This window comes from Shinella sp. (assembly GCF_052438155.1).
In the GTDB taxonomy this organism is placed as follows: domain Bacteria; phylum Pseudomonadota; class Alphaproteobacteria; order Rhizobiales; family Rhizobiaceae; genus Shinella.
On record NZ_JBQVPI010000009.1, the window covers coordinates 109,326 to 132,875 of the forward strand.

Sequence of the window (23,550 nt, forward strand, 5' to 3'; positions counted from 1 at the left end):
ATGAGCGAACAATCCCTCTCCACGCCCGTCGCAATCGCCACGCCAAACACCCGCAAGGTCTTCGTGAAGACCTATGGCTGTCAGATGAACGTCTATGACAGCGAGCGCATGACGGATGCGCTGGCGAAGGACGGCTATCAGGCGACGGATGTGCTGGAAGAGGCCGACCTCGTCCTCCTCAACACCTGTCACATCCGAGAGAAGGCGGCGGAAAAGGTCTATTCCGAACTCGGCCGTCTGCGCGACATGAAGAAGGCCCGCGCCAAGGATGGCCGCGAAATGGTGATCGGCGTCACCGGCTGCGTCGCCCAGGCCGAAGGCAAGGAAATCCTGCGCCGCGCGCCCGCCGTCGACCTGGTGATCGGCCCGCAGACCTATCATCGCCTGCCCGACGCGCTGCGTCGCGCCAAGGGTGGCGAGCGCGTCGTCGAGACGGACTATGCGATCGAGGACAAGTTCGAACACCTGCCGGCACCGGAAAAGGCCAGGACTCGCGCCCGCGGCGTCACCGCCTTCCTCACCGTGCAGGAAGGCTGCGACAAGTTCTGTACGTTCTGCGTGGTGCCTTACACGCGTGGATCCGAAGTTTCCCGCCCTGTTTCGCAGATCGTCTCCGAGGCCGAGCGCCTCGTCGACGGCGGCGTGCGCGAAATCACGCTGCTTGGCCAGAACGTTAACGCCTGGCACGGCCTTGGCCCGGACGGCACCGAATGGGGCCTGGGCGAGCTACTCTATCGGCTCGCCGAGATCGAGGGCCTCGCGCGGCTCCGCTATACGACGAGCCATCCGCGCGACATGGACGATCGCCTGATCGAGGCGCACCGAGACCTGCCGGCGCTGATGCCCTATCTGCATCTGCCGGTGCAGTCGGGCTCCGACCGTATCCTGAAAGCCATGAACCGCCGCCACACGGCGGCGGAATATATCGCCCTGATTGAACGCGTCCGAGCCATCCAGCCGGAGCTTGCGATTTCTGGCGATTTCATCGTCGGCTTCCCCGGCGAGACCGATCAGGACTTCGAGGACACGATGCGTCTTATCGAGACGGTCGGTTATGCACAGGCATTTTCGTTCAAATATTCCATCCGCCCCGGCACGCCGGGTGCCGAGATGGACGGCCATGTCGCCGAGGACGTGAAGTCGGAACGCCTTGAAAGATTGCAGGCTTTGCTGTTTCGCCAGCAGCGCGAATTCGCCCGCACCTGCATCGGCAAGGAGATTGACCTGCTTCTGGAGAAGCCCGGCCGCATGCCGGGACAGCTCGTCGGCCGCTCGCCCTGGCTGCAGCCTGTGAATGTTGATGCAAAAGCGTCGAAAATCGGTGACATTATCAGGGTACGAATCACCGATACCGGGCCCAACAGCCTCTTCGCAGAAGCGATCGGGTGACGGGCGGACCCAAGGAGCTTGACCGCTTGAACGGACACGAACTGATGACGTCACCGCCGCGCCAGTCGAAAACCCAGACCGACGCAAATCACTTCGTGCTCACTTTCGAGAACAATCGATACGCAAGCGAGCTTTTCGGCCAGTTCGACCAGCACCTCAAACTTATCGAGCAGCGCCTCGGCATAGACGCTCGAGCGCGTGGCAATTCCGTCTCGATCTCCGGTGAAATCGTGGCCACCAACCAGGCCCGCCGTGCGCTTGACTATCTCTACGGACGCCTGCAAAGCGGCGGCTCGATCGAGCTTTCCGATGTCGAAGGCGCGATCCGCATGGCGATCGCCGCGGACGACCAGCTTTCGCTGCCGACCATGGAGCGCAAGGCCAAGCTCTCCATGTCGCAGATCTCCACCCGCAAGAAGACCATCGTTGCCCGCACGCCGATGCAGGATACCTATATCCGCGCGCTGGAGCGTTCCGAGCTTGTCTTCGGCGTCGGCCCGGCCGGTACCGGCAAGACCTATCTCGCTGTCGCCCATGCCGCCCAGCTTCTGGAGCGTGGCGCTGTCGATCGCATCATCCTGTCGCGTCCGGCCGTCGAAGCCGGCGAGCGGCTCGGCTTCCTGCCGGGCGACTTGAAGGAGAAGGTCGATCCCTACCTTCGGCCACTCTATGATGCGCTCTACGACATGATGCCCGGCGACAAGGTGGAACGCGCCATCGCCGCCGGCGTCATCGAAATCGCGCCGCTCGCCTTCATGCGCGGCCGCACGCTCGGCAATGCCGTGGTCATCCTCGACGAGGCGCAGAACACGACCTCGATGCAGATGAAGATGTTTTTGACGCGCCTCGGCGAGAACGGCCGCATGATCGTCACCGGCGACCCGAGCCAGGTCGACCTGCCGCGCGGTGTCAAGTCGGGCCTCGTCGAAGCGCTGCAGATCCTCAAGGGTGTCGAAGGCGTCGCGGTCGCCCGCTTCAAGGATGTCGACGTCGTGCGCCATCCGATGGTCGCCCGTATCGTCCGGGCCTATGAAGCCCAGACGGCCGTGCAGGACGAAAGCGAGCAGACAGACCGCTGAGGTGGTCCGAAATCCAATGAGCGAACTCGATATCCAGATTTCCGTGGAGGAGGGCGCATGGCCCCCTGAAGAGCGGCTGCGCGAGACCAGCGAACGCGTTCTGAGTGTGGCGGCGGGATTCCTCGCAAGAGAGGAAAAACAACCGTTCCCCAAGACGGGTGCGCCCGAAGTCTCGCTGGTCTTCACCAGTGACGAAGAAATCCGCGGCATCAATGCGGAATGGCGCAGCCAGGACAAGCCGACCAACGTGCTGTCCTTCCCGGCCTTCCCGCTGACACCCGGAAAAATGCCGGGGCCGATGCTCGGCGACATCATCTTTGCCGAGGAAACGCTGACCCGCGAGGCGGGCGAACTCGGCAAGTCTTTCGACGATCACCTCACGCATCTCCTGGTGCATGGATTTCTGCATCTCTTCGGCTATGATCATATGGACGATGAAGAAGCGGAAAAAATGGAAGGGCTGGAGACTCGCATTCTTGCCGAGCTTGGCCTATCTGACCCTTACGGGGATGACCCCGATGAATAGTTTGGACCAATGAGCGACTTTAGAAGCCAGTCGGTAGCGACGGAAAAGAACGAGGCGGACGCCTCAAGTCAGGACGAGGCGGGCAGTAGTAGCAGCGCGCCGAAGCAGGAAAGCGCGGGCCGGTCATCCCTCTGGTCCCGCGCGACACGGCTTTGGCGCATGACGGGTGCCTCGACCCTTCGCAAGGACCTCACCGAGGCCTTGATGACCGAGGACAGCGGCGGCGTGCCGGCTTTCCTGCCCGAAGAACGGGCGATGCTGCACAACATTCTTCGTTTCCGCGAGGTTCGGGTCGAAGACGTCATGGTGCCGCGGGCCGATATCGAGGCCGTCGACCAGGACATCACGATCGCCGAATTGATGGTGATTTTCGAGGATTCCGGCCGCTCGCGCATGCCGGTCTATAATGAGAGCCTCGATGACCCGCGCGGCATGGTCCATATCCGCGACCTTCTCGCCTATGTCACCAAGCAGGCCCGCAACAAACGCCGCACCGGAGCGAAGAACGGCACGGCCGCCGCTGTTGTTGCCGCCGCCGAGAAGCCGGTACGCAAGCCCAAGCCGGAATTCGATCTTGGACGTGTCGATCTCTCCAAGACGGTCGCCGAGGCAGGCATCATCCGCCAGGTTCTCTTCGTGCCGCCGTCCATGCTCGCCGCCGACCTGATGGCGCGTATGCAGGCCGACCGCACGCAGATGGCGCTCGTCATCGACGAATATGGTGGTACCGACGGTCTCGCCTCGCTGGAGGATATCGTCGAGATGGTTGTCGGCGACATCGAGGACGAACACGACGACGACGAAGTGATGATCCAGCGTGTCAGCGACGACGTGTTTGTTGCCGATGCACGCGTCGAACTCGAGGAACTCGCCGAAGCGATCGGTCGGGATTTCGATATTCGTGACCAGTTGGAAGATGCCGATACGCTTGGCGGCTTGATCTTCGCCTCGCTCGGCCGCATTCCGGTGCGCGGCGAGGTCGTGCAGGCGGTGCCGGGCTTCGAATTCCATGTGCTCGATGCCGATCCGCGCCGCGTTAAGCGCGTGCGTGTCACGCGCAAGCGCGCCGGCTCGGTCCGCCGCCGCGAGCGCCGGCCGGAAGGCGAGGGGACGACCACGCCCGCCGACCACGCAAAGCTGCCTGAACAGCAGAATGACGGGGCGAGTGCCGAATAGGCTGCGTCCGCCATTCTTCTAAAATGATCTGCGCCTTGTGCCGCCGTGAAGCGGGACAAGGCGTTGGTTTTTTGGAAGACTGGCGCGGGCTGATTCGGGCAGAAACTCCAGCACGTTGCGTGGGGATTTTCGTCCGAAACTGCGACAAAACAAGGGGACAGGGCGTTTTCGCGTTTCGGCGAAGCGAGAAGGCTCGAGCAAAGGGGACGGCATGGAGCGGCTTGCGAGCACGGTCATGCTCCTGTCTGGAACGAGACGGGCGCTTGTGGCATTTCTTGCCGGACTGATCGGCGTGCTGGCACTGCCACCCTTCGGCTTCTTCGCGGCTTTCTTTGTCTCCTTCACCTTGCTTGTCTGGCTGCTCGACGGCGCCAGCGCCGCGCCGGAGGCCGGTTTCCTGCGGCGCCTTGCTCCAGCCTTTCGCATCGGCTGGTTCTTCGGCTTCGGCTATTTCGTTGGCGGACTCTGGTGGCTCGGCAATGCGTTGCTCGTGGAGGCCGACGCATTCGCCTGGGCGCTGCCGCTCGCCGTCTTCGGCCTGCCCGCCTTCCTCGCCTTGTTTTACGGTTTTGCGACTGCGCTCGCGCGCCTTCTTTGGTCGGATGGCATGGGCCGCATTGCCGCGCTCGCGCTTGCCTTCGGTATCGGCGAGTGGCTGCGCAGCACCCTCTTTACCGGTTTTCCCTGGAATGCTGTCGGGTATGGCGCGATGCCCGTACCGCTGCTCATGCAATCGTCCGGTCTCGTCGGCATTGCGAGCATGAATGCGCTCGCCGTCTTCGTCTTCGCCGCGCCGGCGCTGCTTGGCACCCGGCGTGGCAGGGTTCCCGGCCTCACGCTCGCCGTAGTGCTCTTTGCCGCTCATGTCGGCTATGGTTATTATGCGCTGAACATGGTGCCGACGCCGCAAAACGAGGCGACCGTCATCCGGCTCGTCCAGCCCGTCATCGACCAGTCGACGAAACTCGATGATTCCGCCCGGGGCGAAATTTTTGAGCGGCACCTTTCCTTGAGTGCGGCAAAGCCTGGAGAGGGCGGCAAGCGGCCCGATATCGTCGTCTGGCCGGAAACCTCCATTCCCTTCATCCTGACGGACAATCCGGATGCCCTCGTGCGCATTGCCGATGTGCTGGAGGATGATCAGGTGCTGATCGCCGGCGCGGTGCGTACGGAGAGTGCCGGTTCCGGCAAGGCGCCGCGCTACTACAATTCCATCTACGCGATTGACGGCAAGGGGCAGATCATCGGCGCGGCCGACAAGGTTCATCTGGTGCCGTTCGGCGAATACATGCCCTTTGCCGAGGTGTTTGAAAGTTTTGGTGTGAGTGCGGTCGCCATGCCGGGTGGTTTTTCCGCCGCCCGCGACCATCAGCTTCTCAATGCACTCGGCAAGGGTCTTTATCCGCTGGTCTGCTACGAGGCGATCTTCCCACACGAGATCAACGGATCGGCAGACGATGCGGCCGCGTTGCTGAATGTGACCAACGATGCCTGGTTCGGCACAACGCCCGGCCCCTTCCAGCACTTCCAGCAGGCGCGCCTGCGGGCCGTCGAGCGCGGCCTGCCACTGATTCGCGCCGCCAACAATGGCATTTCGGCCGTCATCGATGCGAAAGGGCAGGTCGTGGCCGGCCTTGCACACGACGTACCGGGCTTCGTGGACGCAACTCTTCCGGGAAGGTTTACGTTGGGTGAGGGGGCAAAGTGGCGGAACTGGTCATTTCCGATCGTTCTCGGCTTTCTCTTCGCAATAGGGGGCATTTCTCGCATTGGTTTTAGAAACAGGGTGAATTGACCAAAAACCCCTAAAATAGCATAGTGCACGCCGCCGGCTGTTCTCCTGTATTGTGATGACCTTCAGTGGTTGCGCATACAACGTGACGTTAAGTCATCGTGAGGGCTGCCGGATGGGTGGGGCCAATTCCGCGCGTTAGGACGAAAGTGATGATGGAAAACAAAAAGAAGCCGAATCCGATCGATATACATGTCGGCAGCCGGATCCGGCTTCGCAGGACCATGCTCGGCATGAGCCAGGAGAAGCTGGGGGAGAGCCTCGGCATCACCTTCCAGCAGATCCAGAAATACGAAAAGGGCACGAACCGTGTCGGCGCCAGCCGGTTGCAGAATATTTCGAGCATCCTGAACGTCCCCGTCTCCTTCTTCTTCGAGGACGCGCCGGGCGACCAGACAAACACGCAGGCCGGGTTCGCTGAAGCATCGAGCTCCAACTATGTGGTCGATTTCCTGTCGTCCTCCGAGGGTCTCCAGCTCAACCGCGCCTTCGTCCGGATCGGTGATCCGAAGGTGCGCCGCAAGCTCGTCGACCTCGTCAAGGCGCTGGCGGCCGAAGCCGAGCTTGAGTGATTAATCGTTCTGGCAACGGATGAAAGGGCGGTCCCTCGGGGCCGCCTTTCCTGTTTCTGGCGGCCCGTATCGCGCCAGTGGCAGCCGCGGAATAACGCCTGAAATCACGGGACATAAACATATTCTTATGTCCTTCTGTGCTTGTCTTTCCCCCGCGAACTGAATAACAACGTCGAAGTCTATTTTCTTTGAGGGGAATTCCCGCATGCGCAGCAGTTATCTCTTCACCAGCGAGTCCGTCGCCGAGGGTCACCCGGACAAGGTTTGCGACCGGATCTCTGACGAAATCGTCGATCTGGTTTATCGCGAAGCCGTGAAGTCGAAGGTCGATCCCTGGTCGGTTCGTATCGCCTGCGAGACGCTTGCCACGACCAACCGCGTCGTGATTGCCGGTGAAGTCCGCCTGCCGCCGAGCCTGCTCAAGAAAGACAAGGACGGCAACGACGTCATCAATCCCGCGAAGTTCAAGGCCGCCGCCCGCAAGGCGATCCGCGACATCGGCTACGAGCAGGACGGTTTTCACTGGAAGACGGCGAGGATAGACGTCCTGCTGCACTCCCAGTCCGCCGATATCGCCCAGGGCGTCGATAACGCTGCCGACAAGCAGGGCGACGAGGGTGCAGGCGACCAGGGCATCATGTTCGGCTACGCCTGCCGCGAAACGGCAGAGCTCATGCCGGCGCCGCTTTACTATTCGCATCGTATCCTTCAGCTGCTCGCCGAGGCCCGCAAGAAGGGCGAGGGCGATGCCGGCAAGCTCGGCCCCGACGCCAAGAGCCAGGTGACCGTGCGCTACGTTGACGGCAAGCCGGCCGACGTCGCCTCCATCGTTCTCTCCACGCAGCATCTCGATGCGAGCTGGGATTCGGACAAGGTCCGCGAGGTTGTCGAGCCCTATATCCGCGAAGCGCTGCACGACCTGAAGATTGCCGACGATTGCGCCTGGTACATCAACCCGACCGGAAAATTCGTCATCGGCGGCCCGGATGGTGATGCCGGCCTGACCGGCCGCAAGATCATCGTCGATACCTATGGCGGCGCTGCCCCGCATGGTGGTGGTGCCTTCTCCGGCAAGGACACGACCAAGGTCGACCGCTCGGCTGCCTATGCCGCCCGCTATCTCGCCAAGAACGTCGTTGCCGCCGGCTTTGCCGATCGCTGCACGATCCAGCTATCCTACGCCATCGGCGTCGCCCAGCCGCTGTCGGTCTATGTCGACCTGCACGGCACGGGCACGGTCAGCGAAGATGCCCTCGAAGCCGCGCTCCGCAAGGTCATGGACCTTTCGCCGTCGGGCATCCGTCGCCATCTCGACCTCAACAAGCCGATCTATGCCAAGACCGCCGCTTACGGCCATTTCGGCCGCAAGGCCGGCCGTGACGGTTCCTTCGCCTGGGAGCGCCTCGACCTCGTCAAGGCTCTCAAGGACGCGCTGAAGAACTGAGGCCGACATGAGTGATGCGGAGCGCCGCAGCCGGGCGACCGAGGCCTTTTTCGGTCGCCGCAAGGGAAAGCCGTTGCGCGAGCGGCAGGCGCAGCATCTCGAAACGTTGCTGCCGGAGCTGAAGGTTGACCTTTCGACCCCGGCCCCGGCGGACATCACGACGCTCTATGACGTGAGGCCTGAGCGCCTGCGCCTCGAAATCGGCTTTGGCGGCGGCGAACATCTCATTCATCGTGCCGTCGAGCAGCCGGAGACCGGGTTCATCGGCGTGGAACCCTTCGTCAATTCCATGGCGAAGCTGGTGGGCAGCGTCGAGGAAACCGGCGCGAAAAATATCCGGCTCTACGATGATGATGCGACGGAGCTTCTGGACTGGCTGCCGGCGGCGTCGATCGACCAGATCGACCTGCTCTATCCGGATCCATGGCCGAAGAAGAAGCATTGGAAGAGGCGGTTCGTCTCGAGGGTCAACCTGGACCGCTTTGCCCGCGTGCTGAAGCCGGGCGGGCTCTTCTGCTTTGCATCCGACATCGATACCTATGTCAACTGGACGCTGATGCATTGCGGGGCTCATCCCGCCTTTGTGTGGACCGCGGAAAACGCGGCCGATTGGCTGACGCCGTTTGCTGGCTGGCCGGGCACGCGCTACGAGGCCAAGGCCAAGCGCGAGGGCCGCGAATCTGCCTATCTCACCTTCCGCCGTCTCTGACGGAAGGCTTCATTCCGCTATCAATGCAGGCTGACGGTGCGCAACTCGTCTTCGGCGGCCTTGTAGAAGGTGCTCGAGCGATTGTCCGTGAGCAGGATCGGTGTGCCGTCTGCGCCGAACAGCGCCCAGAGGTCGAGGCTCGGATCGATTTCAGGCGCTTCCGGGAAGACGCGCGACACTTCGTCCGCCTTCATCTTGCGGATATAGCCGACCTCGCCTGCGCCGAGATGCGCAAGGTCTGCCTTCGAGACGGTGTGGATTGCAGTTTTCAGTCCCATCTTTGCCTCCATGGCAATGCCGGCATGTGCCGGCCGCTGGACGCCTATGGCCACAATGGCCCATCGGTGCGTCAGCGATCAGGTTACGCTCGAGACGGTCCGGCGGGTGTTCCCGCAGGAACGGCTCATGATCTAGTCTGATACGGAAATGTTAATTTTCTTTACCATTCGCATCGGCTCCGGCCGGACGAGATCGACGGAGAGCAGGCCGTTCTTCAGTTCAGCGCTCTGAACACGCATGCCATCGGCAAGCACGAAGGTGCGCTGGAACTGGCGGGCCGCTATGCCGCGATAAAGATAATCCCGCTCGCCGCTGTCGACCTGGCGGCCGCGAATGACGAGCTGGTTTTCCTCCGTCGTCACGTCGAGCTCCTCGTCGGAGAAACCCGCGACGGCAAGCGTGATGCGCAGGCGCTCGGGCGCACCCGTGTCGCCGTCCGGCCGCAGCCGCTCGATATTGTACGGGGGGTAGCCATCGTTGCCCTTGGCGATGCGCTCAAGGGTCTTTTCCATGGCGTCGAAACCCAGGAGCAATGGGCTCGTAAAAGGGGTCATGCGTGACATCGTCTAGTCCTTGGCTTCAAGCGACTGTAAGGGGACCCGACATCGGCATCCCTTTGGCTGCAATATGGTGATTGCCGGCGCATGACGCAAGACGCTTGCGAAAGGCGATTTCGCAAATATAGTCGCCGCTTCGCCCGCGCGGCGCGGGTAGAATCATAAGAAACAAGGGACGGAAGCGGGCATGTCTGAGCCACGGAAAATCATCATCGACACGGATCCCGGCCAGGACGATGCCGCCGCGATCATGCTGGCGCTCGGAAGCCCGGAACTCGATATCCTCGGCATCACGACCGTCGCCGGCAACGTGCCGCTGGCGCTGACCTCCCGCAATGCCCGCATCATTCTGGAATTCTGCGCGCGGCCCGACGTGAAGGTTTTTGCGGGCGCCGACAAACCGATTGCCCGGCCACTCATCACAGCTGAACATGTACACGGCAAGACCGGTCTCGATGGCCCGGAACTGCACGACCCGCAAATGCCGCTGCAGGACCAGCACGCCGTTGATTTCATCATCGAGACGCTGAAGCGCGAGCCGGCCGGGACGGTGACGCTCTGCACACTCGGCCCGCTGACCAACATCGCCACTGCACTGGAGAAGGCGCCGGAGATCGCCGGCCGCGTGCGCGAACTGGTGATGATGGGTGGCGGCTTCTTCGAGGGCGGCAACATCACGCCGGCCGCCGAATTTAACATCTATGTCGACCCGGAAGCGGCCGCCGCCGTCTTCAAGTCCGGGATCCCGATCGTCATGATGCCACTCGACGTGACCCACAAGGTGCTGACGCTGAAGAGTCGTGTCGCGAAACTGCGCGAAATCGGTAGCCGTCCGGCCATCGCACTGGTCGAGATGCTGGACTTCTTCGAGCGCTTCGACATCGAGAAATACGGCTCCGACGGCGGCCCGCTGCATGATCCGACCGTCATCGCCTATCTCCTGAAGCCGGAGTTGTTTGCCGGCCGCGATTGCAATGTCGAGGTGGAGACCGCGTCACCGCTCACCGTTGGCATGACGGTCGTCGATTGGTGGCAGGTCACCGGGCGCAAGCACAATGCCCGCGTCATGAAGGACGTCGATGCCGATGGCTTCTTCGCGCTGCTCACCGAGCGCGTCGGTCGTCTCTGATGCGTGGGCCGCGCAACGCCGCCCCGGGCGCGGAGGGCCGTTTCCACAAGGAGATGATGAGCCTCTATGATCGCTTCGCCGAACTAGGCTTCCGCCCGGTTCTGCTGCGCCGCTTCGTGCTTTTGAATGGTGGCGTGGCGGCGGCAAAGGACCTCGTCTTCAAGCCCGGCACGACGGGCCTGGAACGCCTGCTTGATGCCGGCAAGGCCGAGCTTTCCATGGAGGCGATGATGCTTCGGCCCGAATATCAGGGCCTGTTTTCAGATCTGGAGCTGAAGGAAGCGACACAGCGCCTCGCGAGTGCTTCCCGCTCTCGCTCCCGCGGCAGGCTTCAGGCGCAACCCACGGAGCCGAAATAGGCTCCCCAAACAAAAAGGCCGGCGCGAACGCCGGCCTTTTCTTTGCCTGGTATCTTGGCTCAAAACTCTTCCCAGTCGTCCCGGGCGAGTGCCGTGTTGCCGGCGACCTGGGGCATGGAACGGGCGGTGCTGCGCGGTGCCTGGTAGCTTGAGCGCGGGGCCGCCTGCGTGCGAGCCGCCTGCTGCACCGGCTGGACGGCCATGCTGGCGGCACCGGCGCGGAAGCGGGCGACGAGCGCCTTCAGCGTCTGGGCCTCGTCATTCAGCGCCATCGAGGCGGCGGTGGTTTCCTCCACCATCGCGGCGTTCTGCTGGGTCACCTGGTCCATCTGGTTGACGGCCGAATTGATCTCCTTGAGACCGACGGCCTGCTCTGTGGCCGAGCCGGAGATCTGGCGGATAAGGCCGTTGATCTGGATGACCTGTTCGGCGATGTTTTCCAATGCGCCACCGGCCTTGCCGACGAGATCGACCCCTTCGCGGACCTGCACCTCGGAGGTGTTGATCAGCGCCTTGATCTCCTTGGCAGCTTTGGCAGAGCGCTGGGCGAGCTCGCGCACTTCCTGGGCGACCACTGCAAAGCCCTTGCCGGCATCACCGGCGCGTGCCGCTTCCACGCCGGCATTGAGCGCCAGCAGGTTGGTCTGGAAGGCGATGTCGTCGATCACCCCGATGATGTTGGAGATTTCGCGCGACGAATGTTCGATGCCGTGCATGGCAGCGATGGCCTTGTGCACCACTTCACCGGATTTGCTGGCATCCTGGCTCGCCGTATCCACCGACTTGGCGGCGACGCGGGCGTTCTCCGCGCTGGAATTGACCTGCGAGGTGAGCTGGTCGAGTGCCGCCGCGGTCTCTTCCAGGCTCGCTGCCTGCTGCTCGGTGCGATGCGAAAGATCGGCCGCGCCCTTGGAAATTTCGCCAGTGCCGCCGCCGATATTACCGATCGAGGCGTTGACCGTCTGGATCGTCTCTTCGAGGCTGGCGATAGCCGAGTTGAAGTCGGTCTTGAGCTTGCCGTACTCGCCCGGGAAGTCACCGGAGAGACGGAAAGTCAGGTTGCCGGAGGAAAGCTGGGCCAGACCATCGCCGAGGCGGGCGACGATGTCGCGCTGGAGGGCATTCGATTCCGCGCGTTCGGTTTCCGACCGGCTACGCTCGGCTTCCGTCATCTGGCGCTGGCTGCTGGCTTCGGCTTCCAAGCGTTTCGTGTCGGCGAGCTGGTGGCGGAAGCCTTCGAGCGCCTTGGCGACCGAGCCGGTTTCGTCCGAGCGCTGCTGGCCGGCGATCGGCTGGGTGTAGACGCCGTTGCTGAGCGCCACCACGTCGCTGACGAGGCCGGCAAGCGGCTTCTGCACGAAGAAGCGTACGGCGAGGTAAAGGCCGGCCAGCACGGCGCCGAGCACGATTAGGCCGCCGATGATCATCACATAGGTCTGGTCGTTGACCGGCGCATTGATCGCGCTGTGCGGCACGTCGACGAGAACCGCCCAGGTCGTGTTGATGTCCGGCAGGGCGAACGGATAGACCACGCGGTCAAAGGAGGCGAGTTCGTCGAATGAAAGGTCTTTGATGTGGCCGACCTTGCCGGTGGCAAGTGCATCCTTGACGATCTCATGGCCCTGGCCGTCATAGTCCTTCATCAGGAGTTCGACAGTCGGTGCGACGATCCACTTGCCAGTCTGCGAGACCAGCATGACGCGGCCTTCGCCGAAGGGCTTCAGCTGGCTGAGTTTCTCGTAGAGTGTCTTCAGCGAGACGTCGACGCCGGTGACGCCGATCATCTTGCCGCCCACACTGACCGGATAGGCGATGGAGGCCATGGTCAGGCCTTCGCCGGTCGAGGTTTCGGCATAGGGTGAGCTCATGGCACCCTTGCCGCTCTTGGCAGCCAGTGCGTACCATTCCGCCTTGTAGTCGGATTCGAAGGTCGACAGCGTGATCGAGCCGTCCTTGCGCTTCGTCCAGTAGGGGTTGAACGAGCCGTCCTTGAAGGTGCCGGTTTCCAGCTGCTCGGGCGTCTCGCGCGACTTGCCGTCGAAGGCGTTCGGTTCTTCCGCAAACCAGCTGCCGAGGGCAAAGCTGTTCTTGTCGGTGTTCGCCTTGATGATGTTGACCACAGCCTTGCGGTCCAGCAAGCCGTTGGCATGTCCCTGTTCGATCACGCCGCCCATGGCGCGGGCGGCACCCGCAAGCGCGCCGATATCGGCGGCGATATCGGATGCAATCGCTTTCGCCTCCGTGTCGGCAGCGGTATAGACGAGATCGGAGACGCGGGTCTGGGTCTCGGAGATCAGAACGGTGTTGGACGCGAGCATCACCAGGGCGATCGTGCCGCCGGTTACAGCGATAAGCTTCGTCGCGAGCGACTTGGCCTGGAATTTGAACATAGAATCCTCACCATGAGAGACAGCCGCGGCGGACGGCCGCGATAGGGCACATTCATTTGCGGGGTCTCCATCATGGAGGGCGGGGCGCGCGACCAGCGCCAGAGACGGACCGGCCCCTGAACAGGCCGGTGTCTGGGATTTCAGTAACCGATAAAATATTAATAAAGAACCAAGTTTCACGACGACATATCAGTCTCAACAGACTGAATTATCAGGCGTCGCAAGCAACGCGACGCCTGATATGCCATTTGCGAAATTACGGCCAGCAGCGGTTGTGCAATGTTCTAGACTTTGGCGTCGACAGCGGCGGCGAAAGGGATGGACGGCTGGGCGCCCGGCTTGAGGCAGGCGAGCGAACCGGCGACCGCCGCTCGACGCAACGCCTCCTTGAAGCTGAGCCCGGCATCGAGCGAGGCGGCAAGATAGCCGCAGAACGTGTCGCCCGCGCCGACCGTATCGACCGGTTCGATGGCAAGGCCGGCTGCGCGGAAAATGTCATTCTTGCGAATGGCGATGACGCCGTCGGCGCCGAGCGTCACGATGATCGTCTGGCCGCTTTCGGCATGCAGCGCGCGAATGGTCGTCTCGCGCGCCTCATCGGAGAGTTCCCCCTTGCCGACGAAAAGGTCGAATTCCGTCTCGTTGGCAACGAGGATATCCGCCATCGCGCCGAGGCGCTTCGCATCGGCGCCGAAGGGCGCGATGTTGACGATGGAGGTGACGCCCTTCTGCTTCGCGCTGACAAGGGCTGCCTCGATGGCGGCGCTGGGGATTTCGAACTGCAGCATCAGGTAGTCGCCGCGCGACATGGCGCCAACGGTGCGCTTGGCGTCGTCATCCGTGACCGTGCCGTTGGCGCCGGGCACGACCACGATGACATTTTCGCCATCGTCGGCAACGAGGATATGCGCGGTACCGGTCGCTTCGGCTGCGGAGCGTACGGAGTTAAGGTCCACGGCGGCATCGGCAAGCAGCGCCAGCGCCTGGCTCGCCAGCCGGTCGTCGCCGACGGCACCCGCCATGCGCACGATGGAACCCGCACGCCGCGCCGCGAGCGCCTGGTTGGCGCCCTTGCCGCCGGCGGCCGTGGTGAAGCTGCTGCCGACCACGGTTTCACCCGGCTTCGGCAGGCGGTCTGGCGTGGCGATGAGGTCCATGTTGATGGAGCCGAAGACGGTGATCATGAGAGTGCCCCTTGTCGTTTCCGCCGGACACTGCCCGAGGCGGTCAGTCTTCGTCAACTACTCTCAGGCGTAACGGCCCGCTTCGGCTCTCGACAGCCTTCTCCACCGGCTCGGAAGGGGCAGCAACCGTCTCGAATTCCATGTCGCCGATACGCGCGCCGCGCCGTGTCAGCTTCTCGGTTGAGGTCAGAATCAGGTCGACATCCTTCTGCGCGGACGTGAAGTGACCATGCAGTTTTCGCACCCGGTCGTCGAGCCGCGTCAAATCGTCCATCAGGCGCGCGACTTCGCCCTGGATGACATGGGCCTGCTCGCGCATGCGCTGGTCCTTGAGCAGCGCCTGGAGCACCTGCACGGAGAGCATCAGCAGCGACGGCGAGACGATGACGATGCGCGCCCGGTGTGCCCGCTGCACAACGGCTTCGAAATGTTCGTGGATGCTGGCGAAGATCGATTCCGATGGCACGAAGAGGAAGGCGGTGTCCTGCGTCTCACCGGCAACCAGGTATTTTTCGGCGATATCGCGGATATGGGTTTCCATGTCGCGGCGGAATTGTTGGGCGGCAACCTTGGTGGCCTCCGGTGGTCGCCCGTCCGACATGGCGTTCCAGGACTCCAGCGGGAACTTGGCGTCGACCACCAGCGGCGGCTGGCCGTTCGGCATGCGGATGGTGCAGTCGGGGCGCACACCGTTGGAAAGCTGCGCCTGGAACTGGTAGGCGCCGTGCGGCAGCGCGTCGGCGATGATCGTCTCCATGCGCGATTGCCCGAAGGCGCCGCGCGTCTGCTTGTTGGAGAGGATCGCCTGGAGCCCGACGACGTCCTTCGCCAGCGACTGGATATTGGTCTGCGCCGTATCGATGACGGCGAGCCGCTCCTGCAGGCGGCGCAGGTTTTCGTGCGTCGAGCGTGTCTGCTCGGAGATCGACTGGCCGAGCCGCTGCGTCAGTCCGTCGAGACGCGTATTGAGCGCCTGGTTCGTTTCGGATTGTTTGGCTCCAAACACCTCTGCCATGGCGGCGACACGGCCCTGCATCTCGGTTTGTGCCTTCAGGAGTTCGGCAAAGTGCACCTCCGCCATCCTGCCTGCTTCCCGCTGGCGGGTCTGGCTGCGACGGGCCGAGATGAGGCCGAAGACGGCAAAAAAAACCGCAGCAAGCAGCACCAGCGCCGGGCCAGGGCCGCCCAGCCGGGCAACGAGCGAGGAGAGCAGGGCATCAAAGGTAGGGTCGATCATGCCGCGACCATACCATGGTTTGCGGTGAAAACTAGATCATACCGTGAACAAATCGCCGGCCAAAGCGGCATGTGAGCGGCCAAATCCGATTGAAAGCGCAAAAAAACCGCGCTAAGGAGGCACATGACCATCAAGCCGCTGATTATCCTTCCCGATCCGATCCTCCGCGAGGTCTCGAAGCCTATCGAGACCATGGACAGCGAGGTGAAGAAGCTCGCCGACGACATGCTGGAAACCATGTACGATGCGCCAGGCATCGGGCTTGCCGCCATCCAGATCGGCGTCGCGCGCCGCATGCTCGTGCTGGACGTCTCGAAGGACGGCGAAGACAAGACGCCGCTCGTCTTCATCAATCCGGAAGTCGTCTCCGCGTCGGATGCGCGCTCGGTCTATGAGGAAGGCTGCCTGTCGATCCCGGATTATTATGCCGAAGTCGAGCGCCCCGCCATGATCACGGTGAAGTATCTCGACCGTGACGGCAAGGAACAGCTGACGCAGGCCGATGGCCTGCTCGCCACCTGCCTCCAGCACGAGATCGACCACCTGAACGGCGTGCTGTTCATCGACCATATTTCCAAGCTGAAGCGCGAAATGGTGATCCGCAAGTTCACCAAGGCGGCTAAGATGCGCGGCAGCAAGGCGCTCTGAGCGGGCAACGTCCGCTTCCATCCCTCTCACGGAGGCTGACCGATGGCCCTTCGCATCATCTTCATGGGCACGCCGGATTTCTCCGTCCCGACGCTGACGGCGCTTGCCGAGGCCGGTCACGAGATCGTCGCCGTCTATTCGCAGCCGCCGCGTCCTGCCGGCCGCCGCGGCCTCGAACTGGTGAAATCGCCTGTGCATCAGAAAGCCGAGCAGCTCGGCATTGCCGTCTTCACACCGGTCAATTTTCGTGAAGAGGCCGATCGAGACGCTTTCCGCGCGTTGAAGGCGGATGTGGCCGTCGTCGTCGCCTACGGCCTGCTGCTGCCGGAAGCTATCCTCTCCGGAACACGACTCGGCTGCTACAATGGCCATGCCTCGCTGCTGCCGCGCTGGCGCGGCGCCGCCCCCATCCAGCGGGCGATCATGGCGGGCGATACGGAAACCGGCATGATGGTCATGAAGATGGACAAGGGGCTCGACACTGGCCCGGTTGCACTGACCGCCCGTGTGGCGATTGGCGAGACCACGACTGCCGGCGAACTGCACGATGCGCTGATGCAGGCGGGTGGTGCGCTGTTGGTGGAGGCCATGGCGAAGCTCGAAGCCGGCGATCTGCCGCTGACAGAGCAGGCACAAGAGGGTGTGCTCTATGCCGCCAAGATCGACAAGGCCGAGACCCGCATCGACTTTTCCCGCCCGGCCACGGATGTGCACAACCATATCCGCGGCCTCTCGCCGTTTCCCGGCGCCTGGTTCGAGCTTTCGATCGCCGGTAAACCGGAGCGGGTGAAGGTGCTGGCAAGCGAGCGGGCAGATGAAGCCTCGGCCAAGCCCGCCGGCACGGTTCTCGACGATCGGCTGACAATCGCCTGCGGCAATAGCGGCGCGGTGCGGTTCACACGGTTGCAGAAGGCCGGCGGCAAGCCGCTTGATGCGGCCGACTTTTTGCGCGGCACGCCGGTCGCAGTCGGCCAGGTCATCGCCTGATGCCACGCTATCGCCTCTTGATTGAATATGACGGCACGCCCTATGTCGGCTGGCAGCGGCAGACGAACGGTCATTCCGTACAGGGCGCCATCGAAGCGGCGATCTTCTCGCTGACCGGCGAGACGGTCTCAGTCAACGGCGCGGGGCGCACGGATTCGGGCGTCCATGCCATGGGGCAGGTCGCCCATACCGACCTTTCGCGTGCATGGCCGGAGCATACGCTGAGGAATGCCCTCAACGCCTATCTGGGCACGGCCCGCGAGCGGGTGGTGATCCTCGATGCCGCGGTAGTGCCGGATGATTTCAGCGCCCGCTTCTCGGCCGTCAAGCGGCACTATCTCTACCGCATCATCTCGCGGCGCTCGCCATTGGCGCTGGAGGCGAACCGGGCGTGGTTCGTCACCAGGGAACTCGATCACGCGGCCATGCATGCAGCCGGGCAGATGCTGGTCGGGCGGCACGACTTTACCACCTTCCGCGCCGTCAAGTGCCAGGCGAACAGCCCGGTGCGCACCATCGATCGGCTGGAGGTCACGCGCAGCGGCGACCTCATCGAGATGCGCGTTTCGGCGCAGAGCTTCCTGCACAACCAGATCCGCTCCTTTGCCGGGACGCTGAAGCTGGTGGGGGAAGGCAAGTGGACGGCTGCGGACGTGCACGCCGCACTCGAAGCGCGCGATCGCAAGGCCTGCGGCCCCGTGGCGCCGCCGGAAGGGCTCTATTTCATGGCTGTTGACTACTGATTTCCATGGGCAACGTGCCAAGCATGCGCTGCAACTCCTGCCCGGCGATCATTGGCGGCAGCACGAAGATCGCCGTCATCGCGGAGGCGAGAAGCGTCTGCTTGCCGACGCACATCCAGACGAGGCGGAACTGCAGTACGACGCTCGCGCCGAACACGGCATAGAGCAGGAGGCCGGCAAAAGGCGCGCTTGTCGGCAAGACGAGGGTCAGCGCGAAGGGAACCGCCGCCGCGTAAGAGAACGGCACGGCCACCCAGTTGCTCGCCGTCACCACGGTTGCGAGATATTTGCCATAACCGAGCGGGCGCGCCAGGGCGACAAGCAGGACCAGCGGCAGCAACCAGCCAGCCACGTCGATCACCAACAGCTTGACGAAGAAGCCGACGCCCGCCGGCGTTTCCGCCGGCATGCTGCCGAGATAATAGAGCCGCCAGGACGCCCAGATGACGGCGAAGGCGGGCAGGCACCAGACGAAGGCCCAGAACGAGCGGGCAAGCCCGCGCAAGGTCAGGTCCAGCCAGCCGAACCCCTCCTGCTTTTGCCGAAGCAGCAGGAAGACGCCGTTCAGGTAGTACAGGACCTCATCAAGCCTGGGCATCGCCGAACCAGTGCTCGATGAAGGTCTGGTAGATCACGGTCAGCGTTTCGAGGTCGGCGACCGCCACCCGCTCGTCCACCATGTGCATGGTCTGGCCGACAAGGCCGAATTCCACCACCGGGCAATAGTCCTTGATGAAACGCGCGTCCGACGTGCCGCCGGTCGTCGACAGTTTTGGCGCCCGGCCGGTGACGGCCTCGATGGCGCCCGACAGCGAGGCGATCAGGTTGTTGTTGCGCGTCAGGAAGACATGGCTCGGCCGCTCGGCCCATTGTATATCGTAGCTGAGAGCGGCGCGACCGGGCCGCAGCTTCTCGTCGGCAGCGGCCTCATCGAGCCGGCGCACGATCTCGGTCATCACGGTCTCGGCCGTCCACGTATCGTTGAAGCGGATGTTGAAGGCGGCGCGGGCTTCCGCGGGCACGACGTTGGTGGCCGGGTTGCCGACGTCGATCGTCGTCACTTCGAGGTTCGACGGCTGGAAGCTTTCCGTGCCGGTATCGAAAGGCGGATACATCAGCGCATCGGTGAGTGCAATGATCCCGCGCACGGCATTGTCGGCAAGGTGCGGATAGGCCGCATGGCCCTGCACGCCGTGCACCGTGATGGCGCCGGAGACGGAGCCGCGCCGGCCGATCTTGATCATGTCGCCGAGCTGGTCCGGATTGGTCGGTTCGCCGACCAGGCAGGCATCCCAGCGTTCGCCGCGTTCCGCCGCCCATTGCAGCAGCTTGATCGTGCCGTTGACGGCCGGGCCTTCCTCGTCGCCGGTGATCAGGAAGGAGATGGAGCCCTTCGGCGGACCGTTCTTGGCGATCTGGCGCGCAACGGCGGCGACGAAGCAGGCAATGCCGCCCTTCATGTCGACCGCGCCGCGGCCGAACATCTCGCCATTGGCAATCTCGGCGCTGAAGGGCGCATGCGTCCAGGCAGCCGCGTTGCCGACGGGCACGACATCCGTGTGGCCGGCAAACATCAGGTGCGGACCCTCGGTGCCGATGCGGGCATAGAGGTTCTCGATATCCGGCATGCCGGGCTCGCTGGCCGTGACGCGCTCCACGGTGAAACCGAGCGGTTCCAGCATGGCGGCAAGTGCGGTCAGCGCACCGCCTTCGGCGGGCGTCACGGAGGGGCAGCGGATGAGCGTTGCGAGATTTTCGATCGGATCGGCAGGGGTCATGGGCATGCGGTCACTGCGACGAGAGGGAGGTGTGGGAACGAGGTTTAGCCGATCGTCCGGGGCCTGTCACGAGCGGCGCGTGGCCGCGGCGCTCAGTCCTTCGGGCGATTGGGCAACTCGCCATATTGGTTCGGACCGTTCGTTCCCGGCCAGACCAGGAAGACGATCAGCGCGAAGAAGGAAATGGCCGGCACGAAGAGGCAGATGATCAGCGGCACCGGCAGGTTCATGTCGTGCAACCGCTTGACCGTCAGCAGTACGGTGGAAACGGCGGAGACGATGGCCACACCGACGAAGACGAAGGACCAGAGGAGGAAAGACGGATCCTCCTTCGGCACGATGATGATGCGGACAAGCGCTGCCGAAAGCAGCATCAGCCAGAAGGCCCAGCCGAGCGCGAAGGGCACGCGGCTCAGCCGGCCGGACCAGCCGAAGAAGAACCAGGTGAGGTTTGGCCTCTGCTCTTCCACGGCTGCCATGGCTTAGTCTCGCAACAGTTCGTTGATGCCGGTCTTGGAGCGGGTCTGCGCATCGACGCGCTTGACGATGACGGCGCAGTAGAGGTTTGGCGCCGGCAGGCCGTTCGGCATTGTCTTGTCGGAGGGCATGGAGCCTGCGACGACGACGGAATAGGGCGGCACTTCGCCATAGGTGACTTCGCCGGTCGCGCGGTCGACGATCTTGGTCGACTTGCCGATGAAGACGCCCATGCCGAGCACGGAGCCTTCACGCACGATGCAGCCTTCGACGACTTCCGAACGCGCGCCGATGAAGCAATTGTCCTCGATGATCGTCGGGCCGGCCTGCATCGGCTCCAGCACGCCGCCAATGCCGACGCCGCCCGAGAGGTGCACATGCTTGCCGATCTGCGCGCAGGAGCCGACCGTCGCCCAGGTATCGACCATCGTGCCTTCGCCGACATAGGCGCCGAGGTTGACGAAGGAGGGCATCAGGATGGCATTCGGCGCGATATAGGCCGAGCGGCGCACGATGCAGTTCGGCACGGCGCGGAAGCCGGCCTTTTCGAATTCGTTGACGCTCCAGCCGTCGAACTTGGAGGGTACCTTGTCCCACCAGGAGGATTCGCCGGGGCCACCCTTGATGATTTCCATCGGGTTGAGGCGGAAGGAGAGCAGCACGGCCTTCTTCAGCCACTGGTTCACCGTCCAGTTGCCATCCTCGCCGCGTTCGGCGACACGCACCTTGCCGGTGTCGAGCAGGTTCAGCGATGTCTCGACCGCATCGCGTATTTCGCCGCGTGTGGAGGTCGAAATGCTGTCCCGCTCCTCGAAGGCGCGGTCGATGGTTGCGGAAAGGGCGGACAGGTTGGACGTGTTCATCGGAATTCCTTAAACTTCGACGCTTATTTTCGATGGTCGGGATGCCGGAAGGTCGATTTCATCAATCAGCAAAATGCTCTAGAGCAAGTGCCGGGAAAGATGAAGCCCCTTTCCGGCAGATACTGTCGCACGGGCGAAATGGTAATCCCGTGAGATCTGAAAGCAGGAAGTGACATGGCAAGACTGAAGAAGAAGAGCCTGCGCCGCAAGGATGGCGTATGGGACCCGTTGGCCGATAGCGCGCAGGACAAGCACCGCGCCGCCGTGGTGCCGCTGACGCCGCAATCGGCACACCCCGCCTACCGCCTGGCCTATGTCGACGACGATTTCCTCTGCCGCGAAGAGCTGCGCCCGGTGCGCCTCCAGCTCGAACTGCTGAAGGTCGAGATGATGCTCGCCGAGCGCGGCATCAAGTCGACTGTCGTCATGTTCGGCGGTGCGCGCATTCCGGCACCTGGGATGGATGCCTGGGCCGCGCGCAACGAGACACAGCGCGCCAATCTCGAAGCGGCGTCTGTCTATTACGAGGAAGCGCGGAAATTCGCGCGCATGTGCTCCGAGCGGTCCGCCGAACTCGACTACAAGGAATATGTCGTCGTCACCGGTGGTGGGCCGGGCGTGATGGAAGCGGGCAACCGCGGTGCGGCCGATGTCGGCGCGCCGTCGATCGGCCTCAACATCGTGCTGCCGCATGAGCAGGCGCCGAACCCCTATGTCACGCCGGAGCTCAGCTTCAACTTCCACTATTTCGCGATCCGCAAGATGCACTTCCTGCTGCGCGCCAAGGCCGTCACGGTGTTTCCGGGTGGTTTCGGCACGCTGGACGAGCTGTTCGAGACGGTGACGCTGATGCAGACCGGGCGCATGGCACTGGTGCCGCTCATCCTGTTCGGCAAAGCCTTCTGGCACAAGATCATCGATTTCGACGCGCTCGCCGCCTTCGGCACGATCGCGCCGGGGGATGTCGAGCTGATGCAGTTCGTCGAGACCGCAGACGAGGCCTGGGACATCATCGTGAAGTTTTACGAGAACATGGAAGCGGAAAACGCCGCCGCCGCTGTGGCGCACGGCTAGGCGGCACGGCGCGCCTCGGCGAAACCCATAACAAAAAAACGCCCCAGCGAACCGGGGCGTTTCAGTCGGACGTGCTTGCTAGGAATACTTACTTCTTGTGGCGCTTGCCGACCTCGTCGGTGGTGATGAAGCCATCGCCGTTGCTGTCGCGCTGTTTGAACATCGCGGCGGCGGCGGTTTCCATTTCCGCCTTGGTCAGCGTGCCGTTCTTGTCGGCGTCTGCCCGCTCGAACATGCGGGTGCCCATGCGGTCCATGCGCGCGTCGCGCAGCGCCTCACGGGCGGCCTCTCTGGCTTCACCATCAGTCGCCTTCACCTCGCGGAACGCCTTGCGGGCGTCACGGAAGGCGTCGCGCTTGGCATCCACTTCTGCCTTCGTCACCTCACCGTTCTTGTCCGCGTCGAAGCGCTGGAAGGTTGCGGAGGCCTGAGCCAGCATTTCGTCCTGCGAGACCTTGCCGTCCTTGTTGGTGTCGAGGCGCTCCAGCATGCGTTCGGCGCGTTCTTCGCCACCCTTGCCGTGATGGCCCTTGCCCTTCATCGGGCGGGCATCCGCCGTGTCGATGGTGCCGTCCTTGTTGCTGTCGTGGCGCGCAAAAATCTTCTCCGCCGAGGCGAGCACTTCGGCTTCCGAAAGCGTGCCGTTCTTGTCCGTATCGGCGCGGTCGAACATCTTGCCGGCACCCGGCAGCATGAAGGGGCCGGCCGCCTGGAGCGCTTCGCGGGCCGCGCCCTTGTCGGCATCGGCCGCATTGCGAACAGCCTTGCGGGCATCCTTGAAGGCATCGCGGCGTGCCTTGATCTCGTCCTTCGTCACCTGGCCGTTGCCATCGGCGTCGAAGGTCTTGAAGGTGGCGGAGATGTTCGTCTTGAACTCGTCGAGCGAGACCTTGCCGTCCTTGTTGGCATCGAGGCGCTCGATCATCGCAGCGCCACGCTCGCCATGTTTGCCCTCGCCCTTGGCGGCGAAAGCGGGGGCGGCAATACCCGAAAGAAGAAGGCTGGCCGCTACGGCGCCGAGAAGAAGGTCTTTTCTAGCCATGGTCGTTTCCTTGTATCCATCTTGTCCCTGAGGGCAGGATAGGGAGAACGCCGGCTTTCGCCAGTTACAAATTGGTAATTTAACCTTTTGACAAGAAACGGTTTTTTCCGTGTCAG

Annotated in this window: 24 protein-coding genes; 14 read left to right on the forward strand and 10 right to left on the reverse strand. The window is 63.2% G+C overall.

Annotation, left to right across the window (positions count from 1 at the left end; translation table 11 throughout):
- The 8 genes from miaB to trmB all read left to right on the forward strand — a co-directional run bounded on the left by miaB (window position 1) and on the right by trmB (window position 8,687).
- Entirely contained in the window at window positions 1-1,389 is a 1,389-nt protein-coding gene (miaB, locus tag ACT6VE_RS18035) for a tRNA (N6-isopentenyl adenosine(37)-C2)-methylthiotransferase MiaB (protein ID WP_444799899.1), read from the forward strand.
- A 26-nt stretch (window positions 1,390-1,415) separates the two neighbouring features.
- Entirely contained in the window at window positions 1,416-2,468 is a 1,053-nt protein-coding gene (locus ACT6VE_RS18040; protein ID WP_444799900.1) for a PhoH family protein, read from the forward strand.
- A 16-nt stretch (window positions 2,469-2,484) separates the two neighbouring features.
- Entirely contained in the window at window positions 2,485-2,994 is a 510-nt protein-coding gene (gene ybeY, locus ACT6VE_RS18045; RefSeq protein WP_444799901.1) for an rRNA maturation RNase YbeY, read from the forward strand.
- 9 nt (window positions 2,995-3,003) lie between these two features.
- The gene (locus tag ACT6VE_RS18050; RefSeq protein ID WP_444799902.1) at window positions 3,004-4,170 is read left to right on the forward strand and encodes a hemolysin family protein; all 1,167 of its coding nucleotides are present in this window, start codon (window positions 3,004-3,006) and stop codon (window positions 4,168-4,170) included.
- Between the two features lie 211 nt (window positions 4,171-4,381).
- On the forward strand, window positions 4,382-5,965 hold the full coding sequence (lnt, locus tag ACT6VE_RS18055) for an apolipoprotein N-acyltransferase (RefSeq protein ID WP_444799903.1): 1,584 nt from the start codon (window positions 4,382-4,384) through the stop codon (window positions 5,963-5,965).
- 149 nt (window positions 5,966-6,114) lie between these two features.
- Window positions 6,115-6,534, forward strand: coding sequence for a helix-turn-helix domain-containing protein (locus ACT6VE_RS18060; protein ID WP_069060181.1), 420 nt, complete (start codon window positions 6,115-6,117; stop codon window positions 6,532-6,534).
- A gap of 205 nt (window positions 6,535-6,739) precedes the next feature.
- Window positions 6,740-7,978, forward strand: coding sequence for a methionine adenosyltransferase (gene metK, locus ACT6VE_RS18065; protein WP_444799904.1), 1,239 nt, complete (start codon window positions 6,740-6,742; stop codon window positions 7,976-7,978).
- A 7-nt stretch (window positions 7,979-7,985) separates the two neighbouring features.
- The gene (gene trmB / locus ACT6VE_RS18070; protein WP_444799905.1) at window positions 7,986-8,687 is read left to right on the forward strand and encodes a tRNA (guanosine(46)-N7)-methyltransferase TrmB; all 702 of its coding nucleotides are present in this window, start codon (window positions 7,986-7,988) and stop codon (window positions 8,685-8,687) included.
- Between the two features lie 20 nt (window positions 8,688-8,707).
- Here trmB and ACT6VE_RS18075 read toward each other — a convergent pair whose 3' ends face one another.
- Both ACT6VE_RS18075 and ACT6VE_RS18080 read right to left on the reverse strand, forming a co-directional pair.
- Window positions 8,708-8,965 (reverse strand): DUF1150 family protein, encoded by a 258-nt coding sequence (locus ACT6VE_RS18075; protein WP_069061543.1) that lies wholly within the window; start codon window positions 8,963-8,965, stop codon window positions 8,708-8,710.
- A gap of 132 nt (window positions 8,966-9,097) precedes the next feature.
- Window positions 9,098-9,529, reverse strand: a complete 432-nt coding sequence (locus ACT6VE_RS18080) for an Hsp20 family protein (RefSeq protein ID WP_444799906.1) — start codon at window positions 9,527-9,529, stop codon at window positions 9,098-9,100.
- 181 nt (window positions 9,530-9,710) lie between these two features.
- Between ACT6VE_RS18080 and ACT6VE_RS18085 the strand changes: the two genes are divergently transcribed.
- Entirely contained in the window at window positions 9,711-10,652 is a 942-nt protein-coding gene (locus tag ACT6VE_RS18085; protein ID WP_444799907.1) for a nucleoside hydrolase, read from the forward strand.
- Complete coding sequence (locus ACT6VE_RS18090; RefSeq protein ID WP_444799908.1) at window positions 10,652-11,011, forward strand: hypothetical protein; 360 nt, start codon at window positions 10,652-10,654, stop codon at window positions 11,009-11,011. Before ACT6VE_RS18085 ends, ACT6VE_RS18090 begins: the two co-directional genes overlap by 1 nt.
- A 59-nt stretch (window positions 11,012-11,070) precedes the next feature.
- On the opposite strand, the gene ACT6VE_RS18095 is transcribed toward ACT6VE_RS18090, so the two are convergent.
- The 3 genes from ACT6VE_RS18095 to ACT6VE_RS18105 form a co-directional block, all read right to left on the reverse strand.
- Window positions 11,071-13,401: a methyl-accepting chemotaxis protein gene (locus ACT6VE_RS18095; protein ID WP_444799909.1), complete on the reverse strand. Its 2,331-nt coding sequence runs from the start codon at window positions 13,399-13,401 to the stop codon at window positions 11,071-11,073.
- 284 nt (window positions 13,402-13,685) lie between these two features.
- Complete coding sequence (locus ACT6VE_RS18100; RefSeq protein ID WP_444799910.1) at window positions 13,686-14,585, reverse strand: ribokinase; 900 nt, start codon at window positions 14,583-14,585, stop codon at window positions 13,686-13,688.
- A 43-nt stretch (window positions 14,586-14,628) separates the two neighbouring features.
- Window positions 14,629-15,822 carry a DNA recombination protein RmuC gene (locus tag ACT6VE_RS18105; protein ID WP_444799911.1) on the reverse strand — a complete coding sequence of 398 codons (1,194 nt, stop codon included), beginning with the start codon at window positions 15,820-15,822 and terminating at the stop codon, window positions 14,629-14,631.
- Between the two features lie 123 nt (window positions 15,823-15,945).
- Between ACT6VE_RS18105 and def the strand changes: the two genes are divergently transcribed.
- The 3 genes from def to truA are packed head-to-tail and all read left to right on the forward strand — an operon-like array spanning window position 15,946 to window position 18,200.
- On the forward strand, window positions 15,946-16,470 hold the full coding sequence (def, locus tag ACT6VE_RS18110) for a peptide deformylase (RefSeq protein ID WP_444799912.1): 525 nt from the start codon (window positions 15,946-15,948) through the stop codon (window positions 16,468-16,470).
- Window positions 16,471-16,512: 42 nt separating this feature from the next.
- The gene (gene fmt, locus ACT6VE_RS18115) at window positions 16,513-17,457 is read left to right on the forward strand and encodes a methionyl-tRNA formyltransferase (RefSeq protein WP_444799913.1); all 945 of its coding nucleotides are present in this window, start codon (window positions 16,513-16,515) and stop codon (window positions 17,455-17,457) included.
- A complete protein-coding gene (gene truA / locus ACT6VE_RS18120) occupies window positions 17,457-18,200 on the forward strand; it encodes a tRNA pseudouridine(38-40) synthase TruA (protein WP_444799914.1) in 744 nt (247 codons plus the stop codon). The genes fmt and truA overlap by 1 nt, the downstream gene beginning before the upstream one ends.
- On the opposite strand, the gene ACT6VE_RS18125 is transcribed toward truA, so the two are convergent.
- From ACT6VE_RS18125 to dapD, 4 genes are all read right to left on the reverse strand, one after another.
- Window positions 18,181-18,798 (reverse strand): hypothetical protein, encoded by a 618-nt coding sequence (locus tag ACT6VE_RS18125; protein WP_444799915.1) that lies wholly within the window; start codon window positions 18,796-18,798, stop codon window positions 18,181-18,183. The genes truA and ACT6VE_RS18125 overlap by 20 nt on opposite strands.
- On the reverse strand, window positions 18,785-19,978 hold the full coding sequence (dapE, locus tag ACT6VE_RS18130; protein ID WP_444799999.1) for a succinyl-diaminopimelate desuccinylase: 1,194 nt from the start codon (window positions 19,976-19,978) through the stop codon (window positions 18,785-18,787). Before dapE ends, ACT6VE_RS18125 begins: the two co-directional genes overlap by 14 nt.
- A 92-nt stretch (window positions 19,979-20,070) precedes the next feature.
- The gene (locus ACT6VE_RS18135; protein WP_444799916.1) at window positions 20,071-20,457 is read right to left on the reverse strand and encodes a DUF805 domain-containing protein; all 387 of its coding nucleotides are present in this window, start codon (window positions 20,455-20,457) and stop codon (window positions 20,071-20,073) included.
- A 3-nt stretch (window positions 20,458-20,460) separates the two neighbouring features.
- The gene (gene dapD / locus ACT6VE_RS18140; protein ID WP_444799917.1) at window positions 20,461-21,318 is read right to left on the reverse strand and encodes a 2,3,4,5-tetrahydropyridine-2,6-dicarboxylate N-succinyltransferase; all 858 of its coding nucleotides are present in this window, start codon (window positions 21,316-21,318) and stop codon (window positions 20,461-20,463) included.
- A gap of 174 nt (window positions 21,319-21,492) precedes the next feature.
- Between dapD and ACT6VE_RS18145 the strand changes: the two genes are divergently transcribed.
- Complete coding sequence (locus ACT6VE_RS18145; RefSeq protein WP_444799918.1) at window positions 21,493-22,392, forward strand: LOG family protein; 900 nt, start codon at window positions 21,493-21,495, stop codon at window positions 22,390-22,392.
- 88 nt (window positions 22,393-22,480) lie between these two features.
- On the opposite strand, the gene ACT6VE_RS18150 is transcribed toward ACT6VE_RS18145, so the two are convergent.
- Window positions 22,481-23,434: an EF-hand domain-containing protein gene (locus ACT6VE_RS18150; protein ID WP_444799919.1), complete on the reverse strand. Its 954-nt coding sequence runs from the start codon at window positions 23,432-23,434 to the stop codon at window positions 22,481-22,483.
- Window positions 23,435-23,550: the final 116 nt, after the last annotated feature.

Coding starts and splice junctions, on each gene's coding strand:
- miaB (WP_444799899.1), top strand. CDS start 1: ATGAGCGAACAATCCCTCTCCACGCCCGTCGCAATCGCCACGCCAAAC.
- ybeY (WP_444799901.1), top strand. CDS start 2,485: ATGAGCGAACTCGATATCCAGATTTCCGTGGAGGAGGGCGCATGGCCC.
- ACT6VE_RS18050 (WP_444799902.1), top strand. CDS start 3,004: ATGAGCGACTTTAGAAGCCAGTCGGTAGCGACGGAAAAGAACGAGGCG.
- lnt (WP_444799903.1), top strand. CDS start 4,382: ATGGAGCGGCTTGCGAGCACGGTCATGCTCCTGTCTGGAACGAGACGG.
- ACT6VE_RS18060 (WP_069060181.1), top strand. CDS start 6,115: ATGATGGAAAACAAAAAGAAGCCGAATCCGATCGATATACATGTCGGC.
- metK (WP_444799904.1), top strand. CDS start 6,740: ATGCGCAGCAGTTATCTCTTCACCAGCGAGTCCGTCGCCGAGGGTCAC.
- trmB (WP_444799905.1), top strand. CDS start 7,986: ATGAGTGATGCGGAGCGCCGCAGCCGGGCGACCGAGGCCTTTTTCGGT.
- ACT6VE_RS18075 (WP_069061543.1), bottom strand. CDS start 8,965: ATGGGACTGAAAACTGCAATCCACACCGTCTCGAAGGCAGACCTTGCG.
- ACT6VE_RS18080 (WP_444799906.1), bottom strand. CDS start 9,529: ATGTCACGCATGACCCCTTTTACGAGCCCATTGCTCCTGGGTTTCGAC.
- ACT6VE_RS18085 (WP_444799907.1), top strand. CDS start 9,711: ATGTCTGAGCCACGGAAAATCATCATCGACACGGATCCCGGCCAGGAC.
- ACT6VE_RS18090 (WP_444799908.1), top strand. CDS start 10,652: ATGCGTGGGCCGCGCAACGCCGCCCCGGGCGCGGAGGGCCGTTTCCAC.
- ACT6VE_RS18095 (WP_444799909.1), bottom strand. CDS start 13,401: ATGTTCAAATTCCAGGCCAAGTCGCTCGCGACGAAGCTTATCGCTGTA.
- ACT6VE_RS18100 (WP_444799910.1), bottom strand. CDS start 14,585: ATGATCACCGTCTTCGGCTCCATCAACATGGACCTCATCGCCACGCCA.
- ACT6VE_RS18105 (WP_444799911.1), bottom strand. CDS start 15,822: ATGATCGACCCTACCTTTGATGCCCTGCTCTCCTCGCTCGTTGCCCGG.
- def (WP_444799912.1), top strand. CDS start 15,946: ATGACCATCAAGCCGCTGATTATCCTTCCCGATCCGATCCTCCGCGAG.
- fmt (WP_444799913.1), top strand. CDS start 16,513: ATGGCCCTTCGCATCATCTTCATGGGCACGCCGGATTTCTCCGTCCCG.
- truA (WP_444799914.1), top strand. CDS start 17,457: ATGCCACGCTATCGCCTCTTGATTGAATATGACGGCACGCCCTATGTC.
- ACT6VE_RS18125 (WP_444799915.1), bottom strand. CDS start 18,798: ATGCCCAGGCTTGATGAGGTCCTGTACTACCTGAACGGCGTCTTCCTG.
- dapE (WP_444799999.1), bottom strand. CDS start 19,978: ATGACCCCTGCCGATCCGATCGAAAATCTCGCAACGCTCATCCGCTGC.
- ACT6VE_RS18135 (WP_444799916.1), bottom strand. CDS start 20,457: ATGGCAGCCGTGGAAGAGCAGAGGCCAAACCTCACCTGGTTCTTCTTC.
- dapD (WP_444799917.1), bottom strand. CDS start 21,318: ATGAACACGTCCAACCTGTCCGCCCTTTCCGCAACCATCGACCGCGCC.
- ACT6VE_RS18145 (WP_444799918.1), top strand. CDS start 21,493: ATGGCAAGACTGAAGAAGAAGAGCCTGCGCCGCAAGGATGGCGTATGG.
- ACT6VE_RS18150 (WP_444799919.1), bottom strand. CDS start 23,434: ATGGCTAGAAAAGACCTTCTTCTCGGCGCCGTAGCGGCCAGCCTTCTT.